The 25,496-nt window shown below is 72.5% G+C and carries 19 protein-coding genes; 9 read left to right on the plus strand and 10 right to left on the minus strand.

Features of this window, described 5'->3' with window-relative positions; genetic code table 11:
• Positions 1 to 267 precede the first annotated feature (267 nt).
• The 4 genes from M8H82_RS15460 to M8H82_RS15475 all read left to right on the plus strand — a co-directional run bounded on the left by M8H82_RS15460 (position 268) and on the right by M8H82_RS15475 (position 3,989).
• Positions 268 to 1,152, plus strand: a complete 885-nt coding sequence (locus M8H82_RS15460; protein WP_250074207.1) for an ion transporter — start codon at positions 268 to 270, stop codon at positions 1,150 to 1,152.
• Positions 1,153 to 1,234: 82 nt separating this feature from the next.
• Entirely contained in the window at positions 1,235 to 1,669 is a 435-nt protein-coding gene (locus M8H82_RS15465; protein ID WP_250074209.1) for a VOC family protein, read from the plus strand.
• Between the two features lie 23 nt (positions 1,670 to 1,692).
• Positions 1,693 to 2,583 carry a dioxygenase gene (locus M8H82_RS15470; RefSeq protein ID WP_250074211.1) on the plus strand — a complete coding sequence of 297 codons (891 nt, stop codon included), beginning with the start codon at positions 1,693 to 1,695 and terminating at the stop codon, positions 2,581 to 2,583.
• A 143-nt stretch (positions 2,584 to 2,726) separates the two neighbouring features.
• Entirely contained in the window at positions 2,727 to 3,989 is a 1,263-nt protein-coding gene (locus M8H82_RS15475; protein ID WP_250074402.1) for a phytase, read from the plus strand.
• A 56-nt stretch (positions 3,990 to 4,045) separates the two neighbouring features.
• On the opposite strand, the gene M8H82_RS15480 is transcribed toward M8H82_RS15475, so the two are convergent.
• Positions 4,046 to 5,950: a protein-arginine deiminase domain-containing protein gene (locus M8H82_RS15480; protein ID WP_250074214.1), complete on the minus strand. Its 1,905-nt coding sequence runs from the start codon at positions 5,948 to 5,950 to the stop codon at positions 4,046 to 4,048.
• 444 nt (positions 5,951 to 6,394) lie between these two features.
• On the opposite strand from M8H82_RS15480, the gene M8H82_RS15485 reads away from it, so the two are divergent.
• A complete protein-coding gene (locus tag M8H82_RS15485; RefSeq protein ID WP_250074216.1) occupies positions 6,395 to 7,828 on the plus strand; it encodes an endo-1,4-beta-xylanase in 1,434 nt (477 codons plus the stop codon).
• 100 nt (positions 7,829 to 7,928) lie between these two features.
• Positions 7,929 to 9,230 (plus strand): RICIN domain-containing protein, encoded by a 1,302-nt coding sequence (locus tag M8H82_RS15490; RefSeq protein WP_250074405.1) that lies wholly within the window; start codon positions 7,929 to 7,931, stop codon positions 9,228 to 9,230.
• Between the two features lie 54 nt (positions 9,231 to 9,284).
• Here the strand turns inward: M8H82_RS15490 and adh are convergent, their stop codons facing one another.
• From adh to xylB, 5 genes are all read right to left on the minus strand, one after another.
• A complete protein-coding gene (adh, locus tag M8H82_RS15495; protein ID WP_250074217.1) occupies positions 9,285 to 10,808 on the minus strand; it encodes an aldehyde dehydrogenase in 1,524 nt (507 codons plus the stop codon).
• 110 nt (positions 10,809 to 10,918) lie between these two features.
• Complete coding sequence (locus tag M8H82_RS15500; protein WP_250074406.1) at positions 10,919 to 12,187, minus strand: helix-turn-helix domain-containing protein; 1,269 nt, start codon at positions 12,185 to 12,187, stop codon at positions 10,919 to 10,921.
• A gap of 107 nt (positions 12,188 to 12,294) precedes the next feature.
• Positions 12,295 to 12,894 (minus strand): N-acetylmuramoyl-L-alanine amidase, encoded by a 600-nt coding sequence (locus M8H82_RS15505; protein WP_250074220.1) that lies wholly within the window; start codon positions 12,892 to 12,894, stop codon positions 12,295 to 12,297.
• Between the two features lie 246 nt (positions 12,895 to 13,140).
• A complete protein-coding gene (locus M8H82_RS15510; protein ID WP_250074222.1) occupies positions 13,141 to 14,328 on the minus strand; it encodes an ROK family transcriptional regulator in 1,188 nt (395 codons plus the stop codon).
• Between the two features lie 33 nt (positions 14,329 to 14,361).
• Positions 14,362 to 15,807: a xylulokinase gene (gene xylB, locus M8H82_RS15515; RefSeq protein WP_250074224.1), complete on the minus strand. Its 1,446-nt coding sequence runs from the start codon at positions 15,805 to 15,807 to the stop codon at positions 14,362 to 14,364.
• 159 nt (positions 15,808 to 15,966) lie between these two features.
• On the opposite strand from xylB, the gene xylA reads away from it, so the two are divergent.
• Together xylA and M8H82_RS15525 are read left to right on the plus strand one after the other, a co-directional pair.
• On the plus strand, positions 15,967 to 17,133 hold the full coding sequence (xylA, locus tag M8H82_RS15520; protein WP_250074226.1) for a xylose isomerase: 1,167 nt from the start codon (positions 15,967 to 15,969) through the stop codon (positions 17,131 to 17,133).
• A gap of 173 nt (positions 17,134 to 17,306) precedes the next feature.
• Positions 17,307 to 17,768 (plus strand): hypothetical protein, encoded by a 462-nt coding sequence (locus tag M8H82_RS15525; protein ID WP_250074227.1) that lies wholly within the window; start codon positions 17,307 to 17,309, stop codon positions 17,766 to 17,768.
• A gap of 98 nt (positions 17,769 to 17,866) precedes the next feature.
• Here M8H82_RS15525 and M8H82_RS15530 read toward each other — a convergent pair whose 3' ends face one another.
• The 3 genes from M8H82_RS15530 to M8H82_RS15540 form a co-directional block, all read right to left on the minus strand.
• A complete protein-coding gene (locus M8H82_RS15530; RefSeq protein ID WP_250074231.1) occupies positions 17,867 to 19,207 on the minus strand; it encodes an esterase-like activity of phytase family protein in 1,341 nt (446 codons plus the stop codon).
• 149 nt (positions 19,208 to 19,356) lie between these two features.
• On the minus strand, positions 19,357 to 20,610 hold the full coding sequence (locus M8H82_RS15535; protein WP_250074233.1) for an SWF or SNF family helicase: 1,254 nt from the start codon (positions 20,608 to 20,610) through the stop codon (positions 19,357 to 19,359).
• The gene (locus M8H82_RS15540; RefSeq protein WP_250074234.1) at positions 20,610 to 23,459 is read right to left on the minus strand and encodes a DEAD/DEAH box helicase; all 2,850 of its coding nucleotides are present in this window, start codon (positions 23,457 to 23,459) and stop codon (positions 20,610 to 20,612) included. The genes M8H82_RS15535 and M8H82_RS15540 overlap by 1 nt, the downstream gene beginning before the upstream one ends.
• A 241-nt stretch (positions 23,460 to 23,700) precedes the next feature.
• Between M8H82_RS15540 and M8H82_RS15545 the strand changes: the two genes are divergently transcribed.
• Positions 23,701 to 23,883, plus strand: coding sequence for a hypothetical protein (locus M8H82_RS15545; RefSeq protein ID WP_250074236.1), 183 nt, complete (start codon positions 23,701 to 23,703; stop codon positions 23,881 to 23,883).
• Positions 23,884 to 23,931: 48 nt separating this feature from the next.
• Here the strand turns inward: M8H82_RS15545 and M8H82_RS15550 are convergent, their stop codons facing one another.
• The gene (locus M8H82_RS15550) at positions 23,932 to 25,317 is read right to left on the minus strand and encodes a tannase/feruloyl esterase family alpha/beta hydrolase (protein ID WP_250074408.1); all 1,386 of its coding nucleotides are present in this window, start codon (positions 25,315 to 25,317) and stop codon (positions 23,932 to 23,934) included.
• Positions 25,318 to 25,496 lie beyond the last annotated feature (179 nt).

The following is a 25,496-nucleotide window of genomic DNA, read 5'->3' on the forward strand; positions in this document are numbered from 1 at the left end:
CTCTACGCGCGGGGCCGGTCCCCGCGCGGGGCCGTGCCCCTAGGCGGGGCGGTCCCCGCCGGGCCGTGTCCCTACGCGGGCTGTGTCCCTGAGGGGGCCGGTTTCCGCGCCGGGCCGTGTCCCTGAGCCGGGCCGGTCCCTGTGCCGGGCGTGCCCCTACGCGCGGGGCCGGTCCCCGCGTCGGGCCGTGCCCCTACGCGCTGCCGAGGCCCGTTCGCACACCTGAGCCCGGAATAGCAGGCTGCCCGCCGGAGCAGATACAGCACGATGACCGAGCACCCGTTTCTTCCGGAGAACGCGTCATGGCCCGCCCGCCGAGCACTCGCCCGGTGGGCCCGCAACGTCACGGAGGCCCGCTGGTTCGCGCTCACCGTCTTCGTCCTGATCCTCGTCAACGCCGCCCTGCTGGGCGTGGAGACCTACCGCGGCCTCGCGGCGGACTGGTCCCAGGGGCTGCGGCTCGCCGAGAACCTGTGCCTGGCCGCCTTCACCGCCGAGATCGTGCTGCGCGTCTGCGCCCACGCCGACCGCCCCCACGACTTCTTCCGCGACCCGTGGAACCTCTTCGACCTGGCCGTGGTGGGCTGCGCCTTCCTGCCGTTCGTCCGCGAGAACGCCACGATTCTGCGGTTGCTGCGGCTGGCCCGCGTCCTGCGCACCGCCCGCTTCCTGCCCCAACTGCGCATTGTCATGGTCGCGGTGGGCCGCAGCCTGCCCGGCACGGTCAGCTTCCTGCTCGTGGGCGCCCTGCTGCTGTACGTCTACGCCATGGTCGGCTGGCTCCTCTTCGGCCACCACGACCCCGAGCAGTACGGCTCGATCGGCCGGGCCGTACTCACCCTCTTCCTGCTGATGACCCTGGACGGCCTCGGCGAGGCGGTGCACGCCGGCCTCGAGGCGACGCGCTGGAGCATCGTCTACTACGCGTCCTATGTGCTCATAGCCTCGTTCGTGCTGGTCAACGTCCTGATCGGGGTGGTGATCAGCTCGCTGGAGGAGGCGCGGGAGCTGGAGCGGGAGCAGCGGGACGACACCCCGCCCGTCGACCGAGACCTGCTGACGCGCATCGCCGTGGCGCGACGAGCCCTCGACGAGCTGGAGGCGAGCCTTCCGGCGCAAAACCGCTCGACGCGCCGAAGACCCTGTGCCTAGGGTGATCATTGCGGCATCGCGTGCCGGTCACCGGCTGGGTGAGGCATGGAGGTTCCGCGGAGATGCCCGTGGAGGCATTCCCTTGGCAGTCGAGTTCAACCACACCATCGTTCTCTCCCGCGACCGGGAGAAGTCCGCCCGCTTCCTCGCCGACACCCTCGGCCTCGAAGTCGGCGCACCCGGCGGGCCGTTCCTGCCCGTCGTCACCGCCAACGGCGTCACCCTGGACTTCATGACCGCCGGTCCGGACATCCCGGTCCAGCACTACGCCTTCCTCGTCTCGGAGGCGGAGTTCGACGCGATCCTGGCCCGGCTCGTCGCCGGGCGCGTGCCCATCCAGGCCGATCCGCACGGCAGGCACCCGGGCCGGATCAACCGCAACGACGGCGGCCGGGGCGTGTATTTCCTCGATCCCTCAGGACACGGCCTCGAGGCCTTCACCCGCCCCTACGGCTCCGACCCGGCCTCGGAGCTGAACGGCGTGACCGAAGAGGTGCCCGGCGCGACCGTGAACTGACCGTGCTGTGAAGGAGGCGGCAGATGACCGACCGACCCCGCGACCTCTCCGGGCTCTTCGAGACGGAACGCTCCGCGGAGATCGTCGCCGCCTCCTTCGACGGCGCCCCGGACGCCCGTATGCGCGAGATCCTCGCGTCCCTGGTCCGGCACGCCCACGCCTTCGTCAAGGAGGTGGGGCTGACCGGCGAGGAGTGGGCCGAGGGCATCCGCTTCCTCACCGCGACCGGCCGGCGGTGCGACGCCACCCGGCAGGAGTTCATCCTGCTCTCGGACGTGCTCGGGGTGTCGATGCTGGTGGAGTCGCTGAACAACCCGGCCGACGGGCGGTGCACCGAGGCGACCGTGGAGGGCCCCTTCCACCTGGTCGACTCGCCCGAGCGGGAACTCGGGGACGCCATCGGCGAGGGCGGCGAGCCCTGCCTGGTCACCGGCCGGGTCACGGACACCGCCGGGGCACCGGTGGCCGGGGCGCGGGTGGACGTGTGGCAGGCCGACGCGGACGGGTTCTACGACGTGCAGCGGCCCGGCGAGGTGCCGGACGGCAATCTGCGCGGGCTGTTCACCGCCGACGGCGACGGGGAGTTCCGGTTCCGCACGGTCGTTCCGCGCCATTACCCGATCCCCACCGACGGTCCGGTGGGAGCCCTGCTGCGGGCGACCGGCCGCCACGCCAACCGGGCCGCGCACATCCACCTCCAGGTGTCGGCGCCGGGAGTCCGCACCCTGACGACCCATCTGTTCGCCGACGACTCGCCCTACCTGGACTCCGACGCTGTGTTCGGCGTGAAGGCGAGCCTGATCCGCACCTTCGCCCGCGTCGACGATCCGGGACGGGCCGCCGAGTACGGCCTGCCGAACCCTTTCCGCCATGTGGACTTCCCGGTCACCGTCCGCCGCGAACCGGGTATGTAGTGTTCATGCCACGGCCATGTCCCGGCAAGTGACTCGCCCCCACCCGTCACACACGCCGGGAAGGCTGCGAGCCGCATCCGATCATGAGCCGAAGGAGCGTTCGCGTGCCCGAGCCCCGTACCCGCCGACCGTACGTCTTCCTGATGACCGCCACCCTGGTGGCACTCGCCGTGACCCTGCCCGCCCAGGCACAGGCGTCGTCCGGTCTGCCCGCCGTCACCCCCCGGGCCGAGACCGCGCCGCTCCACGACGACGAGGCGGGCGGCAACTCCGACGCGGACGACCCGGCGATCTGGCGCAACGCCGCACAGCCGGGCCGCAGCCTGGTCGTCGCCACCGCCAAGGAGGGCGGCCTGCGGGTCTACGACCTCGACGCGCGCGAGATCCAGTCCCTGCCCGCCCCGGCCGGTCCCACGCCCGAGGACGCGCCCGGGCGGTTCAACAACGTCGACCTGGTGCACGGCCTGAAGCTGTCCGCCGGCCCCGCCGACCTCGCCGTCACCAGCGACCGCGGCAACGACCGGCTCCGCTTCTACCGCATCGACCGCGACCGCGCCGGCGGCCCGCTCACCGACGTCACCGACCCGGCCGCGGCGCCCGTCTTCTCCGCCGACCAGGAGGAGATCAACGACCAGCGCACCGCGTACGGCCTCGCCACCTGGACCGACCGCGCGTCGGGCCGCTCGTACGCCCTGGTCAGCCGCCGCGAGACCACCAGCGTCGCCCTCCTGGAACTTCTTCCCACCCGCTCCGGGACGGTCGGCTACCGCAAGCTGCGGACCATCGACCTGCCCTCGTCCTTCACCCTGCCCGACGGCACGTCCTGGACCCCCTGCCTGGAGCCCGGTGAACTGCCCCAGGTGGAGGGCATGGTGGTCGACCCCGCGAACGGCGTCCTCTACGCGGGCCAGGAGGACGTCGGCATCTGGCGCCTGCGCGCCGACCTCACCGGCACGCCCCGGCTGATCGACAAGGTCCGCGAGTACGGCGTCCCCGGGACCTACGACGAGGCCACCGAGGAGTGCACCCCGGGCGCCGACCCCGGCTACGGCGGCTCCCGCATCTCCGCCGACGTCGAGGGCCTGACCCTGCTGCCCGAGGCCGACGGCGACGGATACCTCCTCGCCTCCAGCCAGGGGGACAACACCTTCGCCGCGTACGACCGTGAGCTGGAGGACCGCAACGAGTACGAGGGCGGCTTCCGGGTGACGGCCGCCTCCGCGACCCTCGACGGATCCGAGGAGTGCGACGGAGCGGCGGCCCTGAACGCCCCGCTCGGCCGCCGCTACCCCAACGGCCTCCTCGTCGTCCAGGACGGCGACGAGACCCCGCGATCCGGCGACCGGGCCGCCACGGGCTTCAAGTTCGTCGACCTCGCGGACGTCCTGACGGCCCTGGACGACTGACGCACCGGGCGCTCGGCCTCCGCGGATGCCGAGCGCCCCTCGTCAGTGACGTCCGGCTACGGCTTCCACCAGAGGCCGGACGCGTCGCGCAGGGTGTTGGTGCCGCAGTGGATCTCGCCCATGCCGAGGTGGTACGTGTACCAGTCGTCGACGTACGTAACCTTCAGACCCGCGCGGGTGTACGCGGCCGTGACGGCCTCCGTGAAGATGTCCTTGCCCCCGACGACCGGACCCCACTGGCGCGGGGCGAGGTAGCGGTCGCGGGAGAGCAGGATGCCGTTGACGGCACCGGGGACGTACGCGCTGGTCATGACGGTGGGCGCCGGTGCGGCGGCGGCAGCGTCCTCGGCGAGCTTCTGCTGGCCGTACTTCCGCGCGGCCTCCGGGGTGCCGCCGCCGAGACGGCGGAGCAGCGGAACGCGCGTTTCGGCACTGTCCCCCACGATGCCCCGGGTGTAGAGGGCCGGCACCCGCACGATCTCCTCGTCGGTGACGCCCGTCTCCCGCTTGAGGATCTCCAGGTTGGCCGCGATCTTCCCGGCCGCCATCTCGTTGTCGGACACGAGGTGCCGGGAGGCGAGGGCTTCGTCGATGGTCTCCTCGGGGGGCAGCAGCTCGTCGAAGCCGGGAACGGAGAACATCTTCTTCGCGCCGTGGCCGTCGCGCTGCGCGTCGCGCAGGAGTTGCAGTCCGCCCGCCGGATCGGCGACACCGATCCGCCAGCCGCGCGGTGTGTCGGCGGGCAGGAACTGCACGAACTCGTCGACGTGCCCCACGTGCAGCCATGAGGTGTCCAGCAGGAGCGGGTCCTGCAGCCCCTGGGACTTCAGCAGCGTGCGTATCTCCTTCGAGGGGCGGATGCCGCTGCCGTCCTTGCGCTCACCCATGATGATCCGCCCGGCCGGGTACGAGCGGCCGCCCAGCGCGTAGGGCGGAATGGTCTCCAGGTTGCCGTAGGAGTTCAGGGTCTCCCACCCCTGCATGTCCCCGCCCTTGGCCTGCACGACGCCGACGTTCGGGCCACGCAGCTTCTCGTACAGCTCCCGGCCCGCCTCGCGGTCCTGGGCGGAGCGCAGCATCACGCGCATCGTCCGCTGCCGTCCGTCCGGGCCGGTCATGTTGAGGTAGGCCGGCTCGACGAAGTCCTGGGCCCAGATGTCGCCGTACTTCTCGAAGGTCACCAGCGGCTTGGTGATCCCCGCCCGCCGGCTCTCCCGGGCCAGCCTCTTGACGAACTCGCGCTGCCGCTTGGCCCAGGGGTCGTTGCCGCTGACCTTGGTGACCAGCAACTGCTGGGTGTTCTGACGGGCATGGTGGGTGAGCAGCGGGGCGGCGCGCAAAGTGACGGTGTCGGAGGCGGTGCCGGACGCGGAGGTGACCTTCAGCCGGATCGCGACGCGGCCGTCCCACTTCGCGCTGTCCCGGATCACGTCCTTGCCCTCGACCCCGAACTCGACGCCGGCGCGCAGCTCGGCCCGGGTCAGCCGGGTCGACGAAGTAACCGGCTCCCAGGCGCCGTTGCGCAGGAGGAAGACTTTGGTCTGCGCCGCTCCCACGGTGACCTTGACGCTGCCCTTGGCGTCGGACGGCAGGCCGCCCATCGGCACCGAGCGCACCCGGGCCAGGTCGGCGGCGTCGGCGCGGCCGTTGACCTTCGTGTCGGAGGCGTCGTTGCAGGCGGCCAGCTTGGCGTCGGAGAGCGGGCGGCCGCCCGGGCCGGTGGTCGGGCACCGCTTGCTGTCGTCGTCGATGTTGGGCAAAAAGACCGCTCCCCGCGCCACGGACCAGGTGTCCTCACCGGCGGTGTCGGTGCCGCCGGTGAGGTCGACCCGCCCGTCGCGGTCGGTGTCCGCCCTCAGGTCCACGCGCAGCGGCTCCTCCGCGTACGCCGCCGGGGGCGTCAGCACCGCTCCCGTCGCGGTGAGGGCCAGCAGCGCCCGTACAGCGTTCCTCGTACGCACATCGCGTCCTTTCGTCCCGTGCGGTTCTCCCCCGCTGAAGGGGATGAGGTGGAACGGACGCTCTGCGTTGGCTGTGCCGCGTGAATTCTTCCTGATTGCTGCCGAGTTGAGGTACAGCTGTGCTCGCTGGCTGTGCAGGACCGCGCTCGAAACATTTCGAGGCAATCACCGAATGATCCGATGCCGGGAGCTACGCAGGGGCTGACCTCTGGTTGCTTACTGTCCGCTCACGGCGGGTTCGAAAGTTTCGGACATGCGGCAGAAACTTTTTCTGCGAGGAGTGTTGACGATCCACCGTCAACACCTCAATCATCCCTGTCTGGGAAGCCGGTCGCAGTTCGGAATGTCGAACTACCGGCGGTGTTCGGCGCTCTCGCGCACACCGCGGACGACGCTTCCCCTGCGCCGCAGTCCTTTCGTGATGTCCAGCTTGGAGGCACAGTCATGGGCTCGTATGCACTTCCCAGGCCACCCGTCCGCCGGAAGATCCGCGGCTTGCTGCTGGCGTTGGTCGTCGGCGTCCTCGGTGTGGTCACCGCACTGGTCGCGCCGCCGTCCGCCCACGCCGCCGAGAGCACCCTCGGCGCCGCGGCGGCGCAGAGCGGCCGCTACTTCGGTACCGCCATCGCCTCGGGCCGACTCAACGATTCGGCGTACACGACGATCGCGAACCGTGAGTTCAACTCGGTGACGGCCGAGAACGAGATGAAGATCGACGCCACCGAACCGCAGCGGGGCCAGTTCAACTTCGCCGCCGCCGACCGCGTCTACAACTGGGCGGTGCAGAACGGCAAGCAGGTACGCGGCCACACCCTGGCCTGGCACTCCCAGCAGCCCGGCTGGATGCAGAGCCTCAGCGGCAGCGCGCTGCGCCAGGCGATGATCGACCACATCAATGGCGTGATGGCCCACTACAAGGGCAAGATCGCCCAGTGGGACGTCGTGAACGAGGCGTTCGCCGACGGCAGTTCGGGAGCCCGGCGCGACTCCAACCTGCAGCGCACCGGCAACGACTGGATCGAGGTCGCGTTCCGCACCGCGCGCGCCGCCGACCCGGCCGCCAAGCTCTGCTACAACGACTACAACGTCGAGAACTGGACCTGGGCCAAGACCCAGGCCATGTACGCCATGGTCCGGGACTTCAAGCAGCGCGGCGTACCGATCGACTGCGTGGGCTTCCAGGCGCACTTCAACAGCGGCAGCCCCTACAACGCCAACTTCCGCACCACCCTGCAGAACTTCGCCGCTCTCGGCGTCGACGTGGCCATCACCGAACTCGACATCCAGGGCGCCTCGGCCTCGACCTACGCCGCCGTGACCAACGACTGCCTGGCCGTCCCGCGCTGCCTCGGCATCACCGTCTGGGGCGTGCGTGACATGGACTCCTGGCGGTCGGGGGACACGCCGCTGCTGTTCAACAACGACGGCAGCAAGAAGCCCGCGTACACCGCGGTCCTCAACGCCCTCAACGGCGGCACCACCACCCCGCCTCCCACGGGCGGCGGACAGATCAAGGGCGTCGCCTCGGGCCGCTGCCTGGACGTGCCGAACTCCAGCACCACCGACGGCGTCCAGCTCCAGCTGTGGGACTGCAACACCGGCACCAACCAGCAGTGGACGCACACCAGCGCCGGCGAGCTGAGGGTCTACGGCAACAAGTGCCTGGACGCCGCCGGCAGCGGCAACGGCACCAAGGTCCAGATCTACAGCTGCTGGGGCGGCGCCAACCAGCAGTGGCGCCTCAACTCCGACGGATCCATCGTCGGCGTCCAGTCCGGCCTCTGCCTCGACGCCGTCGGGGCCGGCACCGCCAACGGCACCCAGATCCAGCTCTACTCCTGCTCGGGCGGCAGCAACCAGCGCTGGACCCGCACCTGACGGGATCCGCCACCACAGGAAGGGGTGAAAGATGAGGCACTCCGGTGCGGTTCTCCCGGCTCCTGCACGACAACACCGCTGGTGGTCCCGGGTCGCCGCAGTGGTGGCGGCGACCCTCGCGATCGGCGTGCTCGCCGTGGTGCGTCCGGCTCCCGCCGAGGCGGCGACGGTGGACACCAACGCCTGGTACGTCCTGGTCAACCGCAACAGCGGCAAGGCGCTGGACGTCGCCGGCACGTCCACCGCCGACGGCGCGCGGGTCAGCCAGTGGGCGCGCCATGACGGGGCCAACCAGCAGTGGCAGTTCGTGGACTCCGGCGACGGCTTCTACCGCCTCAAGGCCCGGCACTCGGGCAAGGTCCTCGACGTGGCCGGCGCCTCGGCCGCGGACGGTGCCGCCATCCAGCAGTGGGCCGACCACAACGGAGCCAACCAGCAGTTCCGCCTGGCCGACTCCGACGCGGGCCATGTCCGGCTGATCAACCGCGCCAGCAGCAAGGCGGTGGAGGTGCAGGGCGCCTCCACCGCCGACGGCGCCAACGTCGTCCAGTACGCCGACCGGAGCGGCGCCAACCAGCAGTGGCAGATGGTCAAGCTGTCGTCCGGAGGCGGCGGCGGGTGCGGCAGCGCCCCGACCCTGACGAGCGGTACGCACACGATCCAGAGCGGAGGCAAGAGCCGCAGCTTCATCCTCCGGGTTCCCGCCAACTACGACAACAGCCACCGCTACCGGCTGATCTTCGCGTTCCACTGGCGCGGCGGAACCGCCGGCGACGTCGCCTCGGGCGGCACGAGCGGGACCGCCTGGTCCTACTACGGCCAGCAGGAGCAGTCGAACAACAGCGCCATCCTCGTCGCCCCCCAGGGCCTCGGCAACGGCTGGGCCAACTCGGGCGGTGAGGACGTCACCTTCGTCGACGACATGATCCGGCGCATCGAGAGCGGCCTCTGTGTCAACCCGGCACAGCGTTTCGCCACGGGATTCAGCTGGGGCGGCGGTATGAGCTACGCGCTCGCCTGCAGCCGGGCGAACGTCTTCCGGGCCGTCGCGGTCATCGCCGGCGCGCAGATCAGCGGATGCAGCGGCGGCACCCAGCCCGTCGCCTACTTCGGCATCCACGGCATCAACGACTCCGTCCTCAACATCGCGCAAGGAAGGGCCCTGCGCGACAAGTTCGTCAGCAACAACGGCTGCACCGCCCAGAATCCGCGCGAACCCGCGCCCGGCAGCCGAACGCACATCACCACCACCTACTCGGGCTGCCGTGCCGGATACCCGGTCCAGTGGGCCGCGTTCGACGGAGACCACATCCCCGGTCCGGTCGACGGCTCCGCCGGCGAAAGCGGCGTCACCACCTGGACCAAAGCAGAGATCTGGAGGTTCTTCGCACAGTTCCAGTGACCCGCCCGCACCACGGAGTGGAGCCAGGACCGTCCTGGCTCCACTTCCGGTGCTCTAGAAGAACCCGAGTTTCCGCGGGCTGTAGGAGCACAGCAGGTTCTTCGTCTGCTGGTAGTGCTCCAGCATCATCTTGTGCGTCTCGCGGCCGATGCCCGAGCCCTTGTAGCCGCCGAAGGCCGCGTGGGCCGGGTAGGCGTGGTAGCAGTTGGTCCAGACGCGGCCCGCCTGGATCGCCCGGCCCGCGCGGTACGCCGTGTTGGCGTCGCGGGTCCACACGCCGGCGCCGAGGCCGTACAGGGTGTCGTTGGCGATCTTGATGGCGTCGTCGAAGTCGTCGAAGGACGTCACCGAGACGACGGGGCCGAAGATCTCCTCCTGGAAGATCCGCATCCGGTTGTTGCCCTCGAAGATCGTCGGCTGGACGTAGTAGCCGCCCTTGAGTTCGCCGTCGTGCTCGACGCGCTCGCCGCCGGTGAGGACCCGGGCGCCCTCCTGCCGGCCGATGTCGAGGTAGGAGAGGATCTTCTCCAGCTGGTCGTTGGAGGCCTGGGCGCCGATCATCGTGTCGGTGTCGAGCGGATGCCCGGTTTTGATCAGTTCGGTGCGGGCGACCGCCGCCTCCATGAACTCGCCGTAGTGGCCGCGCTGGACGAGCGCCCGCGACGGACAGGTGCACACCTCGCCCTGGTTGAGCGCGAACATCGTGAACCCTTCGAGGGCCTTGTCGCGGAAGTCGTCGTCGTCCCGCCAGACGTCCTCGAAGAAGATGTTCGGGGACTTGCCCCCGAGTTCGAGGGTGACCGGGGTGATGTTCTCCGAGGCGTACTGCATGATCAGCCGGCCCGTCGTGGTCTCGCCGGTGAACGCCACTTTCGCCACCCGCGGGCTGGACGCCAGCGGCTTGCCCGCCTCCACGCCGAAGCCGTTCACCACGTTGAGAACGCCCGGCGGCAGCAGATCGGCGACCAGGCTCAGCCAGTAGTGGATGGAGGCCGGGGTCTGCTCGGCGGGCTTGAGCACGACCGCGTTGCCCGCCGCCAGCGCCGGGGCGAGCTTCCAGGTCGCCATCAGGATCGGGAAGTTCCACGGGATGATCTGCGCGACGACGCCGAGCGGCTCGTGGAAGTGGTACGCCACTGTGTCGTCGTCGATCTCGCCGAGCGAGCCCTCCTGGGCGCGGATCGCTCCGGCGAAGTAGCGGAAGTGGTCGATGGCGAGGGGGATGTCGGCCGCCAGCGTCTCGCGCACCGGCTTGCCGTTCTCCCAGCTCTCGGCGACCGCCAACCGCTCCAGGTTCGCCTCCATCCGGTCGGCGATCTTCAGCAGGATGCCGGAGCGTTCGGCCACCGGCGTACGCCCCCAGGCCGGAGCTGCCGCGTGCGCGGCGTCCAGGGCGCGCTCCACGTCCTCGGCCGTACCGCGCGCGATCTCGGTGAACGGCTGCCCGTTCACCGGGGAGGGGTTCTCGAAGTACTGCCCCCGAACCGGCGGCACGTACTCGCCGCCGATGAAGTGGTCGTAGCGCGCCTGGTAGGAGACGATCGCGCCCTCGGTCCCGGGTGCCGCGTAACGGGTCATGCCGGCCTGCCTCCCTGCAACAGCGCTGCCCGCCGTTGGGCAGCTCTCGGCGCGAGGCTAGGCAGCGGGAGGTTGCAAGGACGTTGCGCGGGCCGCGCGCTGCTGCCCGGTCAGCGCGGCATCCTGGCCGGCGCTACCGCCAGCTCCGACTCCAGTGCGGCGAGCCGGGAGCGGACCGTCGCGGTCGGGCGTACGGCGGCCAGGGCCTGCCACACGTCGAGGTCGTCCTCGCCCCAGGGCGCGTGCGCCCAGTCCGCCAGCAGGTCGGGGTCCCGGCGGACGATCAACGCCGTACGCAGTCCGTCGGCGAGCCGGCGCCTGATCCGGGCCACCGCCGGTGCCTGCGAGGCGGGCAGCAGCGGACCGGTGTACGCCGTCGCCGCCGCGCCGACCGCCCCCGCCGCCAGCCGCCGCTCGACGATGCCGAGGTCCGACTCGACCGGCACGGTGAGCCGGTACGGCCGGGAGGCCAGCAGGCCCGGGCCGAGCAGCCGCCGCAGCCGGGCGAGTTCGGCCCGCAGCGTCACGGGCGTCACCGACTCGTCCTCGTACAGCGCGCACAGCAGTTCGTCGCCGGTCAGCCCTTCCGGGTGCCGGGCGAGCAGCACCAGGATCTCGCTGTGCCGGCGGCTGAGCCTGACCGTGCGGCCGTCGGTGAGCAGCAGGGCCTCGTCCCGGCCGAGCGCGGACAGCTCGTGGGTGTCCTCGGCCGGGCCCGGCGGGGCGAGCAGCGCCAGATGGGACTCGGCGGCCCGCGCGACCGCCTGCACGAAGCCCAGGCTGTGCGGATGGGCCAGCCCGTCCCCGCCGGTGATGTCCACGGCCCCGAGCACCCGCCCGGTGCGCGGATCGTGCACGGGTGCCGCCGCGCAGGTCCAGGGCTGCACCTGCCGGATGAAGTGCTCGGCGGCGAACACCTGCACCGGCCGGTCGACGGCGACCGCCGTGCCGGGGGCGTTCGTCCCGACCGCCGTCTCCGACCAGCGGGCGCCGGGGACGAAGTTCATCCGGTCCGCCTGCCGCCGGGTCGAGGCATGTCCCTCGACCCACAGCAGCCTGCCGTGCGCGTCGCACACCGCGAGCAGATGCTCGCCGTCGGCCGCGAAGGTGCCCATCAGCTCGCGGAAGAGCGGCATCACCCGGGCCAGCGGATGCTCCGCCCGGTAGGCGCCGAGGTCGCCGTCGGCGAGTTCCACGCTCGCCGTGCCGTCCGGCCCGACGCCCGCTCTCGCGGAACGCCGCCAGGAGTCGGCCACCACGGCACGCACCGGCTTCGGCACGGTGCCCGCCGCGGTGAACGTCTCATACGCGCGGCGCAGCGTCCGGGCGCGCTCGGCAGGGTCGGCCCCCGGCTCCAGGGCCACCCACGGATCGGTCAACTCGGCCTCCACGGACGGCGATGCGGCTGGGGACATCGTCACTCCGCGTACGCGCGCGGACAACCGTTTCGACCGGCGTCACCCGAACGACTGGCCGGAAGACTCCCTCAGGCGGCTTTGACGAGTCTCAGGTAGCGCTTCCAGTCCCAGAGAGGTCCGGGATCGGTGTGGTCGGTGCCGGGCACCTCGTGATGGCCGATGATGTGCCTCCTGTCCCTCGGGATGCCGTGCCGGGCGCAGATCGCCGCGGTCAGTGCGGCCGACCGCTCGTACAGGGCGTCGGTGAAGTAGGCGGGCCGGTCCACCCAGCCCTCGTGCTCGATGCCGATGCTGCGGGTGTTGTAGTCCCAGTTCCCCGCGTGCCAGGCGATGTCCGACTCCCGTACGCACTGCGCGACATGACCGTCGGCGGAGCGGACGACGTAGTGCGCGGACACCTTCTTCTTCGGGTTCCGGAAGACGGACAGGGTGCCGAGGTAGTCGGTCTGGGTGACATGGACGACGACCAGGTCGACCCGGTGGTCCAGCGGTCTGCGGGCAGCGGTGAAGTTGGCGGTGTTCGCCCCCTGCCACTCGGCGGTCGGCTGGTCGGGGGCCGGAACCTGGGCGCCGGCCTGCGGTCCGGGGAGCAGCGCGTAGGGCACGGCGGCGAGGGCGGCGCCCTTGAGCAGCGTGCGTCTGTCGGTCAGTGGTCGGGCCCTTTCCATACGGGTCGTGCCTCTCGGTCGGGGGTGGGCGGGCTCGGCGGGGGTCGGGAGAAGCCCGGGTTCCGGGTCGGAGCTGGAGGGTGGACGCGGGTGTGGAAGTGGACGCGGTCTCGTGCAGGCGGGTGTGGAATCCGTGCATCACGGTACGGCGCCAAGGGACCGGCTCGAAGGACCCGCAGTGTTTCCGTGGACGGCGGTCGGCTTGTGGAGAACTCGCTCACTCGACCGGGTGAAGGGCGCCTGGTCTCAGGCTCGTTCGCCCACCGCGGCCGGATCGTCCAGCACACCGCGCACCACCCAGTGCGCGGCGCCCAGCAGCGGCCCCTCGGGCCCGAGCCGCGACACGGACACCGGACAGGCCGCGCCCGCGGTACGCCCGTCCAACTCGGCCTCCAGCGCGGGCAGCAGCCAGGGTGCGAGCCCGGCCAGCGCGCCGCCGAGCACCACGCTCTCGGGGTCCAGCAGGTTCACGGCACCGGTCAGCGCGACGCCGAGCGCCTCGCCCGCCTCGTGCAGTGCTCCCCGTACGTTTGTGTCCCCCTCGGCGGCCCGTCCCGCGAGCAGTCCGACGCGGTCGTCGCCCGGTTCCAGGCCCGCCGCCCGCAGCACCGCCTCCTCACCGGCGTACTGCTCCAGACAGCCGCGCCCCCCGCACGGGCAGGGCGGTCCCTCCGGGCGGACCGGAACGTGCCCCAGCTCGCCCGCGAACCCCCGCGTGCCGCGCAGCAGTTGCCCGTCCACGACGACGGCCGCACCGATGCCGATCTCCGCGGACACGTGCAGGAAGTCCCGCGGTGTTCCCTCACCGAGCCAGAGTTCGGCGAGCGCGCCGAAGTTCGCCTCGTTGTCCACGGTGAGCGCGAACTCCTCGGGCAGCAGCGCCCCGAGGTCGACGTCGTGCCATTCGAGGTTCGGCGCCCGGACGACCGTACGGCCGTCGCGGGCCACCAGACCGGGCACCGCCACCGCGAGCCCGGCCGGCCACAGCCCTTCGCGTCCCGCCTCCGCGACGACCGCCCGCACCAGCTCGGTCAGTTCCCGGATCACCGGTTCGGCGGCACGCCCCCGGTTCGCGCCGTGCCGCACGGCCCTGGCCCGTATCGCGCCGCGCAGATCCACTGCGCACACCGCGAGGTGGTCGACGCCGATCTCGGCGCCGATGCCGGCCGGGCCGTGTGCGCTGACGGCGAGCGCCGAGCCGGGCCGGCCCACCCGGCCGGGGCGCTCCGGGCCCAGTTCCTCGATCAGCCCGGCGCGGATCAGCTCGTCCACGAGGGTCGACACCGCCGCCCGCGTCAGGCCGATCCGGGAGGCGACGGCGGCCCGGGACAGGGGGCCGTCCGCGCTCACGGTGTGCATCACCCGGGCGAGGTTGCGGCGGCGCATGCCCTGCTGCGTGTCGGGCAGCGCCCGTCCGGGAAGCGGTGCGGTCATGCCTCCCTCAGTCCTCGGTCGGTGTGCGTGCGGTCACTGGGCCTGGGCGCCCCGCTCCAGCAGCGGGGCCGCGTCGGAGAGTACCTTGGCAATCCGCGCCAGGGCCGCCTCGTCCCGCTCCACCGCCTCCAGCACGGGGCCCGCGGCCGTGTCCCAGCGCCGGGCGACCGCGGCCGGGTCCTCCCCGGTCAGCAGGCCGGCCGCCTGGGCGGCGGCGCCGAGCGCCACCAGTTCCTTGGCCTCGGGCACCCGCACGGGACGCCCCGACAGCCGGCGCACGGTCTGCTGCCAGGCCGTGCCGCGCGCACCGCCGCCGATCAGCAGCAGCGGGGCCGAGCGGTCCGCGTCGGCGTCGAGGACCAGGTCCAGCGCGCCGAGCAGGGAGTGGACGGCGCCGTCGTAGGCGGCCTGCAGGAGCTGGCCCGCGGTCGTGTCGTGGCGCAGGCCGAGCAGCAGGCCCGAGGCGTTCGGCAGGTTCGGGGTGCGCTCGCCGTCCAGGTACGGCAGGAGCGTGACGTCGCCGGACGGTTCCACCGCCTCGCGGTCCAGGCCCAGCAGCGCCGCCACCCGGTCGACGGCGAGCGTGCAGTTCAGGGTGCAGGCCAGCGGCAGCCAGTCGCCGTGGGCGTCGGCGAAGCCCGCGACCGTGCCGGTGGGATCGGCGGGGCGGTGCCGGGACACGGCGTACACCGTGCCGGACGTGCCGAGGCTGAGCACCGGGGTGCCGGGGCGCAGGCCGAGACCGAGCGCGGCGGCGGCGTTGTCGCCGGTGCCGGGGGCGACCAGGGTGCCCTTGGAGAACGGCAGGTCGTGGTGGGTGCGCACGGTGCCCGCCACCTCGCCGGGCCGGACCACGCGGGGGAGCAGCGCCGGGTCGAGGCCCACATGCGCGAGGGTCTCCTCGTCGTACGCCTCCGTGCCGGCCGCCCACCAGCCGGTGCCGGAGGCGTCGCCGCGGTCGGTCGTGCCCTCGCCGGTGAGGCGCTCGGTGAGGTAGTCGTGGGGGAGGCGTACCGCCTTGGTGGCGCGGACGGCGTCGGGCTCGTGCTCCGCCAGCCACGCCCACTTCGTCACCGTGAAGGAGGCGCCGGGCACGCTGCCGGTGCGTTCCGCCCAGGCGTTCGGGCCGCCCAGCTCCTCGATGAGCCGGCGGGCGTGCGGCGCCGAGCGGACGTCGTTCCACAGCATCGCCGGGCGGACCGGTTCGCCCCGCTCGTCCAGCGTGACCAGGCCGTGCTGCTGGCCGCCGATCGACACGGCGGCGGCCTCGTGCGCGGCGTCGCCGCACTGGCGCAGGGCCTCGCACAGGGCGTCCCACCACTGACGCGGGTCGGACTCGCGGCCCGCCCCGGCGGACACGGTGTGCGGGGCCTGTCCGCTCGCGACGACCCGCCCCGTGGCCGCGTCGACGACGAGGGCCTTGGTCGACTGGGTGGACGTGTCCACGCCGACGACGAGCGGTCCTTCGGCTGCTGACATCGGGCTCTCCTCTTGTGCGGCTCGGGTCCGGTGTGCGGCGCGTGTCCATGCCCGAGGACGACTGTTCTCTTCCCAGATCTGCCTCGGCATACTAATTTGTAAAGCGCCATGACGAAATAGTCGGCAGCAAGCAACTCGCAGCAGGCAAGGAGCCGCGGCATGAACTACCAGCCCACCCCCGAGGACAGGTTCACCTTCGGCTTGTGGACCGTCGGCTGGCAGGGCAGGGACCCCTTCGGCGATGCCACCCGGGCCGCTCTGGACCCGGTCGAGACGGTGCAGCGCCTGGCCGAACTCGGTGCCCACGGGGTGACCTTCCACGACGACGACCTGATCCCCTTCGGATCCTCGGACACCGAGCGCGAGGCGCACATCAAGCGCTTCCGGCAGGCTCTCGAGGCGACCGGCATGACCGTGCCGATGGCCACCACCAACCTCTTCACGCACCCGGTCTTCAAGGACGGCGCCTTCACCGCCAACGACCGTGACGTGCGCCGGTACGCCCTGCGCAAGACGATCCGCAATGTCGACCTGGCGGTCGAGCTGGGCGCGAAGACGTATGTGGCGTGGGGCGGCCGGGAGGGCGCGGAGTCCGGCGCGGCCAAGGACGTGCGCGTGGCCCTGGACCGCATGAAGGAGGCCTTCGACCTCCTGGGCGAGTACGTGACCTCCCAGGGCTACGACCTGAAGTTCGCGATCGAGCCCAAGCCGAACGAGCCGCGCGGTGACATCCTGCTGCCCACGGTCGGTCACGCGCTGGCGTTCATCGAGCGCCTGGAGCGCCCCGAGCTGTACGGGGTGAACCCCGAGGTGGGGCACGAGCAGATGGCCGGGCTGAACTTCCCGCACGGCATCGCGCAGGCGCTGTGGGCGGGCAAGCTCTTCCACATCGACCTCAACGGTCAGTCCGGCATCAAGTACGACCAGGACCTGCGGTTCGGCGCCGGTGACCTGCGTGCGGCCTTCTGGCTGGTGGACCTGCTGGAAAGCGCGGGGTACGCGGGGCCGCGTCACTTCGACTTCAAGCCGCCGCGGACGGAGGACCTGGACGGGGTGTGGGCGTCGGCCGCGGGCTGCATGCGCAACTACCTGATCCTCAAGGAGCGCGCTGCGGCCTTCCGCGCGGACCCGCAGGTGCAGGAGGCGCTGCGGGCCGCGCGGCTGGACGAGCTCGCGCAGCCGACCGCGGGCGACGGGCTGCAGTCCCTGCTCGCCGACCGTGCCGCGTTCGAGGACTTCGACGTGGACGCGGCCGCCGCGCGCGGGATGGCCTTCGAGCAGCTCGACCAGCTGGCGATGGACCACCTCCTGGGAGCCCGCGGCTGACCGACTACGCACTCGTACGGGCGCCGCACGCCGCCTTCGGGTGAGCGTGCGGCGCCTTTGCGGGGTGTGTCATGGCGGGGTATGCGTCGGAATCGTTCCGTCCACCGCATGGGCCGGTACCAACTTCCGCGACGGGCTCGCGTGATCACCGTCGGGAGGCGACGCTGGGCGGTATGGCCATCCCGCCCGTACCGCCCCAGCCGCCCGGTCCGCCGCCGGGCGGTGGCTTCGGCCCGCCGCCCGACGGCGCCGGACCACCCACCGACGGCTCCGGACCGCCACCCGACGGCTCCGGACCGCCCCCGTACGACGGGCCGCCGCCCGGCGGAGGCCCGGGGAGGCGACGCGGTCCGTTGCTCGCCCTGCTCGCGGTGATCGTGGCGGGCGTGGCCGTCGCCCTCGTGGTGCTGCTGGCCTCGGGCAGCGACGACTCGCCGGAGGAGAAGCCGTCCGGGGAGAGCACCCGGAGCCCGTCACCGAGGCCGTCCTTCAGCCTTCCCACCGAACTGCCCAGCAGACTGCCGAGCGAGCTGCCGTCGGGTTTCCCCAGCGATTTGCCCAGTGACCTTCCCAGCGACCTGCCCAGTGCGATCGAGTCGCTGCTGCCGGAGCTCGACGAGGCCGACCTGTCGTAGGGCTGTAGGGCTGTAGGGCTGTAGGGCCGTAAGGCCCCAGGGTGCGACGGTCGCGTGCGGGGCGGAGGTCGACCGCCACGCACGCGTGGAGGCCGCTGTCAGATGCCGCGCGGCAGCCGGACGTACGTCACCGTCGTCTCGATCCCGCTGTCGACGAGCCGGCCCTGCGCGTCGAACGCGCCTGTCCCGTCGGTCATGCCGAAGTCGTTGTCGTTGATCAGGGCGAGCGTGTCGTGGCCCACGCGCGCGACGCCCTCGATCTTGCCGGGCACCCCGGCGACCGTACCGAGGTCGACGACCAGCTTCTTGGCGAGGACGGGCACACCCGCGGCGGCCGGGTCCTCGAGCTGCTCCAGCGACGGGGACGTGGTGTCGTCGTCCCAGGGGCCGCCGAGGATGTCCGCGTCCTTGTCCAGCCGGACCACGTGCAGCCGGGCGGCCTTGTCGGTGCGCTCCTCCACCAGCAGACGGTTGCCGCCGACGGCGACCACCGAGGAGATCTTCAGCTCGGAGGTGTCGTCCTCGCCGGGGTCGACCACGTTCACCGGGTCGAAGCGGTACGCGTACTCCGCGGTGACCGCCTTCTGCTTCGGCGAGAAGCGCAGCAGACGGGTGGTCCGCGAGGCCTCCCCGGCGTCCGGGTCGGGCAGCGAGAGCGGGCTCTGCACGGCCAGCACCAGGTCACCGCCGGGCAACTGGGCGAGACCCTCGAAACCGCGGTTGTTCTTGCGGTGCAGCAGGACGGCGGGCAGCGCTTCGACCACCGGGTAGTCGGCGCCGGTGAGGTTCAGCCCCTCGGGCACATAGCGCGTGAGCACCTTCCCGCGCGCGGAGACGTGCACGAGCGAGGGCCCGTACTCGTCGACCAGCCAGAAGCTCCCGTCCTTGGCCCGCACGATGCCCTCGGTGTCGAGGCCATCGGGGTTGTACGCCAGCGGCGTGGACGCGTCGTAGGAGTACGGCGCCTCGTCGCGGCCCTTCTGGTTGGACAGGCCGGTGACGGGCCTGCCGGAGGAGGTGGTCAGCGGGATCGCGTCGACGACCCGCACCGCGTCGCCCGAGACCCGGATCTTGACGATGGCCGGGTCGAAGCCGGGCACCGGGAAGGTGCGGCGCTTGCTGCCGCCCACCTTGATCTGGCCGTTGGGACCGCGGTCGGTGACGGTCCAGAACTCGCCCTTGCGGCCGGTCGGATAGATGTCACTGCCGATGCCACCGAGGTCGACCCCCCGGTCGTCGGCGACGGTGCCGGGCAGCAGGGCGTTGCTGAAGGCGCCGAGCGGTATGTCGCCGAGCGTGGCGGTGCCGATGACCCGGGCCTCCCTGGAGGACGTGCCCACGGCCGGGGCGGTGGCCGCAAGGACGACCAGAACGGCCAGGGGTACGCCCGCTGCGACGGAACGGTGGACGCGTCGCCGGCCGGTGGCGTGCGGGGACATCGGGCCTCCTGAGGAGCAAGTTCGCTGACAGTGGCCAGATTTGGCCCCCGCGCGGAACGCCGTACGACCCCCGGGTGAACGCGGGGCGTCGGCCGCTCGTCGAGCCGACGCCCCGAACTCCCATCGGTCCGCGGGGAGAGATGCGCGAGTTACTCCTCGGCCCCTGCCGTCGCCGAGGCCAGTGCCGTGGCCGGGTCCTGGGCCGGGCCGCCCGCGGGCACCCAGCGGCCCCGCTCCTTGCGGTACGGCCACCAGCGGCCGTCCCGTCCCAGCCGGACCTGCCCGGCGGCACCGGAGGCCGTCCACCGGTTGGCCTTCGCCCGCAGCGACGGCCGTTCGTCCTCGTCCCAGGCCGACTCCAGAGCCGCACGCGCGCGTACGAGCGTGTCACCCTCCACGGCCCACTCGTCCTCCAGGACGTCCAGCGCGGCGGCCCCGCCGATCTCCCAGGCCCGTACGGCCAGCTCCAGCTGCTCGCGGCTGCGCCCCGAGCCACGGGCCAGGCGCTCCCGCACGGCCTGCACGGATGTACCCGCGGCGAGCCGGACCGCGTCCTGGGCCGGTGTCAGGGCAGCGTGCTCCGCCACTCCGCGCAGCGCGTCGGAGAGCAGGAGGTGCGCCTGCGCCGCGGCGCCGGCGGCGAGGTATTCCAACGCGGCCGGGTCGAGACCGGACGGCGGCGGTGTCTCGGTGTCCAGGGACGGCGGTACGCCCGGGTGCTCGGGAAGCCGGGGGAGTTCCGGCAGCGGCGGCAGGATGTCCCCCGCCGCGAACGCCTCCGCCGCGTCCACGCCGTCCGGTTCCGGCGCCGCCTCGGCTGGCGCGGCGCTGCGGGCCTGGATGTCGTCCAGCACGGCGCGTTCGCCCCGCCCTCGCATCAGCAGCAGCACGAACGGATCCTGGTCGAGCAGCCGGGCCACCTGGTAGCACAGCGCCGCTGTGTGCGCGCAGTGGTCCCAGGCACCGCAGCCGCACTCGGGCTCCAGGTCGCCCATACCCGGCAGCAGGTCGACGCCGGTGGCCGCCGCGTCCTCGACCAGGTGCGGAGGCATGTCACGGTCCAGCAGTGCCGCGACATGCCCCGCCCGCTCGACGGTCATGTCCAGGAACCGGTCCCACTGTTCGCCGGACAGCTCCTCCAGCAGGACGTCCGCCCGGTGCTGCGTGCGGTCGCGGTCCTGGACGACGGCCGTGATGCGCCCCGGACGCACCGACACCGCGCCCACGCTTCCCGCGCGGGCGAGCCTGCGGCCCGCCTTGAGCTGCTGGGCGTCCAGCGCCGCGTCCTCCAGCGCCTTCAGCCAGGCCCGTCCCCACCACGTCTGCGCGAAAGCCCTCCCTTGCGCGGGCGGCAGCGCCGCGAACGTGCGCTCGGTGTGCTCGTCACCGTCGTAGCGATTCATCATGCGCCTCCTCGCAGTTCCACCAGCTCGGCCAGCTCCGCGTCCGAGAGCTCCGTCAACGCCGCTTGACCGGCCCCGAGCACGGCGGCGGCGAGTTCCTTCTTGCGGTGCAGCATGTCCGCGATCCGGTCCTCGATCGTCCCCTCGGCGATCAGCCGGTGCACCTGCACGGGCCGCGTCTGCCCGATGCGGTACGCGCGGTCGGTGGCCTGCGCCTCCACCGCCGGGTTCCACCAGCGGTCGTAGTGCACGACGTGCTCGGCCCGGGTGAGGTTCAAGCCGGTGCCCGCGGCCTTCAACGACAGCAGGAAGACCGGCACTTCCCCCTCCTGGAACCGGCGCACCAGCTCCTCGCGCGCGGCGATCGGCGTCCCTCCGTGCAGGAACTGCGAGGGCACCCCACGGGCCGCCAGATGCTGTTCGATGAGGCGTCCCATGCGCACGTACTGGGTGAAGACCAGAACGCCCGCCCCCTCGGAGAGGATCGTGTCGAGGAGCTCGTCCAGCAGCTCCAGCTTCCCCGAGCGCCCGGCGATCTTCGGCCGCTCCTCCTTGAGGTACTGCGCCGGGTGGTTGCAGATCTGCTTCAGGCCCGTCAGCAGCTTCACGATCATCCCGCGCCGCGCCATGCTGTCGGCCCCGGCGATCTCGGCGAGCGTCTCGCGCACCACCGCCTCGTACAGCCCCGCCTGCTCCGTCGAGAGCGACACCGCGCGGTCGGTCTCGGTCTTCGGCGGCAGTTCCGGCGCGATCCCGGGGTCGGACTTGCGGCGGCGCAACAGGAACGGCCGGACCAGCCGGGCGAGCCGCTCGGCGGCGGCCGGGTCCTGACCGCTCTCGACGGACTGCGCGTACCGGGTGCGGAACGTGCCGAGCCGGCCGAGCAGTCCCGGGGTCGTCCAGTCGAGGATCGCCCACAGCTCCGACAGGTTGTTCTCGACCGGGGTTCCGGTGAGCGCCACGCGCGCGCGTGCGCCGATGGAACGAAGCGCCCGCGCGGTGGCCGAATAGGGGTTCTTCACATGCTGCGCCTCGTCGGCCACGACCATGCCCCAGGGCACCTCGGCGAGCCGGGGCGCGTCCAGCCGCATCGTGCCGTACGTGGTGAGCACGAACTCGCCGTCGGCGAGGCCGTCGAGGTCGCGCCGGGCGCCGTGGAAGCGGCGCACGGGGGTTCCGGGCGCGAACTTCTCGATCTCGCGCTGCCAGTTGCCCATCAGCGAGGTCGGGCACACCACCAGGGTGGGACCGGCCGACGCGTCGTCCGTCTGCCGGTGCAGATGCAGGGCGATCAGCGTGATGGTCTTGCCGAGACCCATGTCGTCGGCCAGGCAGCAGCCCAGGCCGGAGGAGGTCGTCCGGGCCAGCCAGTTCAGGCCCCGCCGCTGGTAGTCGCGCAGGGTGGCGGCGAGCGCGGCGGGCTGCGGGACCGGCTCCTGCCCCTCGGGGTCGGCGAGCCGCTCCCGCAGGGCCGCCAGCCACCCCGTGGGCTGCACCTCGACGCGGCGCCCGTCGATCTCGGCCGAGCCCGTCAGAGCGGCGCTCAGGGCGTCGACGGGTGTCACCTTGCGGTCCCGCTGCCCGCGCGCCCGGCGCACCTCATCGGGATCGACCAGGACCCACTGGTCGCGCAACCGCACGAGCGGCCGGCCTGCCTCGGCCAGACGGTCCAGGTCCGCGCGGCTGAGCTGCTGGTCGCCCAGCGCGAACCGCCAGTCGAAGGCGAGCAGGGCGTCGGCGGACAGGAAGGACGGTGTGCCGGAGTCGAGCCTGGCGGGGCCCGTCTCGTCGTCGGGCGGGCCCACCACCGCGCGGGCGGTGAGCTCATGGGCCAGCTCCCTGGGCCAGTGCACCTCGACGCCCGCTGCGGACAGCGCCCGGGCGCCGGTGGAGAGCAGGTCGGTGACCTCCTCGTCGGCCAGTTCCACGGCGTCCGGCACGGCGGCCGAGAGCAGGGGCGCGAGGGGCGGCCACGCCCGTGCCGCGCCGCGCAGGGCCAGCAGGGCGTCCATCCGCGCGCGGGAGCCGAAGGGGGAGGTGCCGGCCCACACCTGGGCGGCGTCCGCGACGAGCGCCGGATCACTCACGCCGTGCACCTGGAGCACGGCACGGAAGGCGGGCGCCGCGTCCTCGTCGGTCATCGCCGCCAGGCCGGGAACCTCGACGCGCAGGGACAGGCGGACGCCGGCGTCGTGGCCCGCGGCCACATCGGCCGCCCACGCGCGGTGCCCGGGCAGCAGCTGCGGTTCCGGGGCGGCGTAGGCGGGGCCACCGGTCACCAGCGGGGCCGCGGGCGTGCGGGGCAGGGTGTCCGCGACGGCGTCCAGGAAGGAGCGCAGCAGCCGTTCGGGGTCGGGAAGCCGCAAGGGCCCGTCGGCCGCCGGCGGTACGGCGTGCGCCTCGGGCGGCATCGCCGCGGCGAGTCGGCGGATGTGATCCAGGTCCGCGGCGTTCAGCGGGCCGATGCGCCAGGCGTCGTGGTCGGCGGGTGACACCCCGGGCAGCAGCAGCCCCCGCGCCGCGAACTGCAGTGCCAGGGCGGCCGCCGCGCCCCAGAAGGCGGGACCTCGGTGGGCGTCCGCGGTGACCCGCGCGCGGATCAGGACGGGCAGCGCGGCACGCAGGGGCAGCAGCACGGCGGGGACCGCGATGAGCTCGACTCCGTCGCCGCCGGGCACGACGACGGTCAGGTCCTCGGCCGACGCCGCCTCGACGACCGGAAGGGCTTCACCGTCGGGGCACCAGAAGGCGACCCTGCCGGTGCGGGCCGGATCGCCGGGGACGAACACGGCGGAACGGCGGGCCAGTTCGAAGATCTCGGAGGGAAGTGCCGGGGGTACCGTCTGCACAGCGATAGTGAATTCCTCAAATTTGACTACCAGGCCGGTCGCCGAGGGTACAGCACCGGTCGGCGCGGACCCGCAGGACAGGGCTGTGTTCCGCGTCACTGCCGTGGGAGGGTGGGGCAGGAGGTGGACCAGTAGGGGGTGCACCTCAGGGACGTCTCAGGGTCGCGGTGCGGAACCGCGGGAAGCGCGGGCCCGTTTTGAGAGCAGAGAGCGGCAGTGCGCCGCGGAGGAGGCGACACACATGACGAGGAACCACAAGATCGCCGCAGGAGGTGCGGCGGTCGGGATCATTCTGCTCATCTGGCTGCCCTGGTGGGCAGCGCTCCTGATCATTCTGGGCGTCCCGGCCGGCGCGTACCTCGCACTCGACCCCTCACAGCGGCGCAGGCTGCGCCGCACCACCCGCAAGGAGCTCGGCCGCTGAGACACCGGCGGCCTGGCCGGCAAATGATCCGCCGGCCAGGCTCGCCGGCTAGCGCTCGGCCGGGTCCGACAGGGCGCAGGAGTTGACGACGTCGCCGCTCGCGGGCCTGCCCACGGTTCGGTCCGCGGGCGGCCGGACGTCCCGGTCCACCCAGGAGACCAGCGCGTCGAACGCGGAGCGGTAGCAGGGCAGGATCGGCCGCAGCCGGTCCGGATAGGTGTCGTACAGCCCGTCGACGTGCGTGCCGCCCTCGACCGTGTAGTAGCGGTGCAACGAGCCCCGGCCGGCGGCGCCGACCATGCGCGCGTACACGTCGGAGTCGGCCGCCTTCGGCAGCAGCGCGTCCAGATCGCCGTGCAGCGTGATCAGCGGTCTGCCGATCCGTCCGGTCAACGCCACCCGGGCCACCGCTCTATGGACGGAAGCCGGACGGGACGCGTAGTCGTAGGCCGCGTCCTCGGCGCAGGGCGCGAGGATCTGTTCCGCGGTCGTGCCGGCGGAGAGGCCCGGGCAGCCCGGGGCGTACGTCGGGTCGAACTCCGCCCGGTAGATCTTCTGCGTGACGCCCCAGTAGGCCTTCCCGTGGTACGGCCACAGGAACTCGGAGCCGCGTGCGAAGCCCACCCCGTACAGGTCCTCGTCCCGTGCGGAACCGAGCATGCGGGCCACGGTGGTGGGGAGCGAGGTGAGCAGGTTGGGGCCGTTCGCGGTCCACAGCGCCCCTTCCCAGTCCACGCCTCCGTCGTACAGCTCCGGGTGGTTCTCCAGCTGCCAGCGGGTGAGGTAGCCCCCGTTGGAGATGCCGGTGACGAACGTACGGCGCGGGAGATGCCCGTAGCGCTGCGCCACGGCCTTCCGGGCCGCGCGGGTGAGTTGGGTGGTCCGGGTGTTCCACTCAGCCACCGCGTCACCGGGCCGGGTGCCGTCACGGTAGAAGTCGGCACCGTTGTTGCCCTTGTCGGTCGCCGCGTACGCGTAGCCCTGCGCGAGCACCTGGTCCGAGATCGCCTTGTCCGTGGCGTACTGCCGGCGCGTGCCGGGGGCGCCCGTGACGATCAGGCCGCCGTTCCAGCGGTCCGGCAGCCGGAGGACGAACTGCGCGTCGTGCTTCCAGCCGTGGGTGGCGTTGAAGCGCGAGGAGTCCGGGAAGTAGCCGTCGATCTGGATCCCCGGCACCCCGGACGGCACCCGGGTGCCGGCGGCCGTCAGCCCCGCCTGGTCCGCCATGTCGGTGTACGGCGTCCCGGCGAGGCCCGTGGTGGTCAGGTCCGGCAGACAGGCACTCCGCTGGAAGGCCGCGCCGGGGATCCGCACCCGCTCCTGGCGTCCGCAGTGGTCCTCGCCGGCCGGTGCGGCCCCGGCGGACGTCGGCCCGATGAGCGCGGCCGCGATCAGGGTGACGGCGACGAAGGGAACACCTCGGGACAGGCGCATGGCGGCCTCCAGGGACGGGAGCCGACGCCAGGGGCGGCGTCGGAGCTGCCCCATGGTGTGATTCTTCGGTCCCCTCATCCATGGGTTGGGGCCACATGGAGCGGTGCCGTCGTATGGGTGCGGCCTACGTGCCGTCGCAGTACACGCCCTGAAGCGCGCACCCCGTGGCCTACGGCCGC

The sequence above is a fragment of the Streptomyces sp. YS415 genome (assembly GCF_023544665.1).
Taxonomy (GTDB): Bacteria; Actinomycetota; Actinomycetes; order Streptomycetales; family Streptomycetaceae; genus Streptomyces.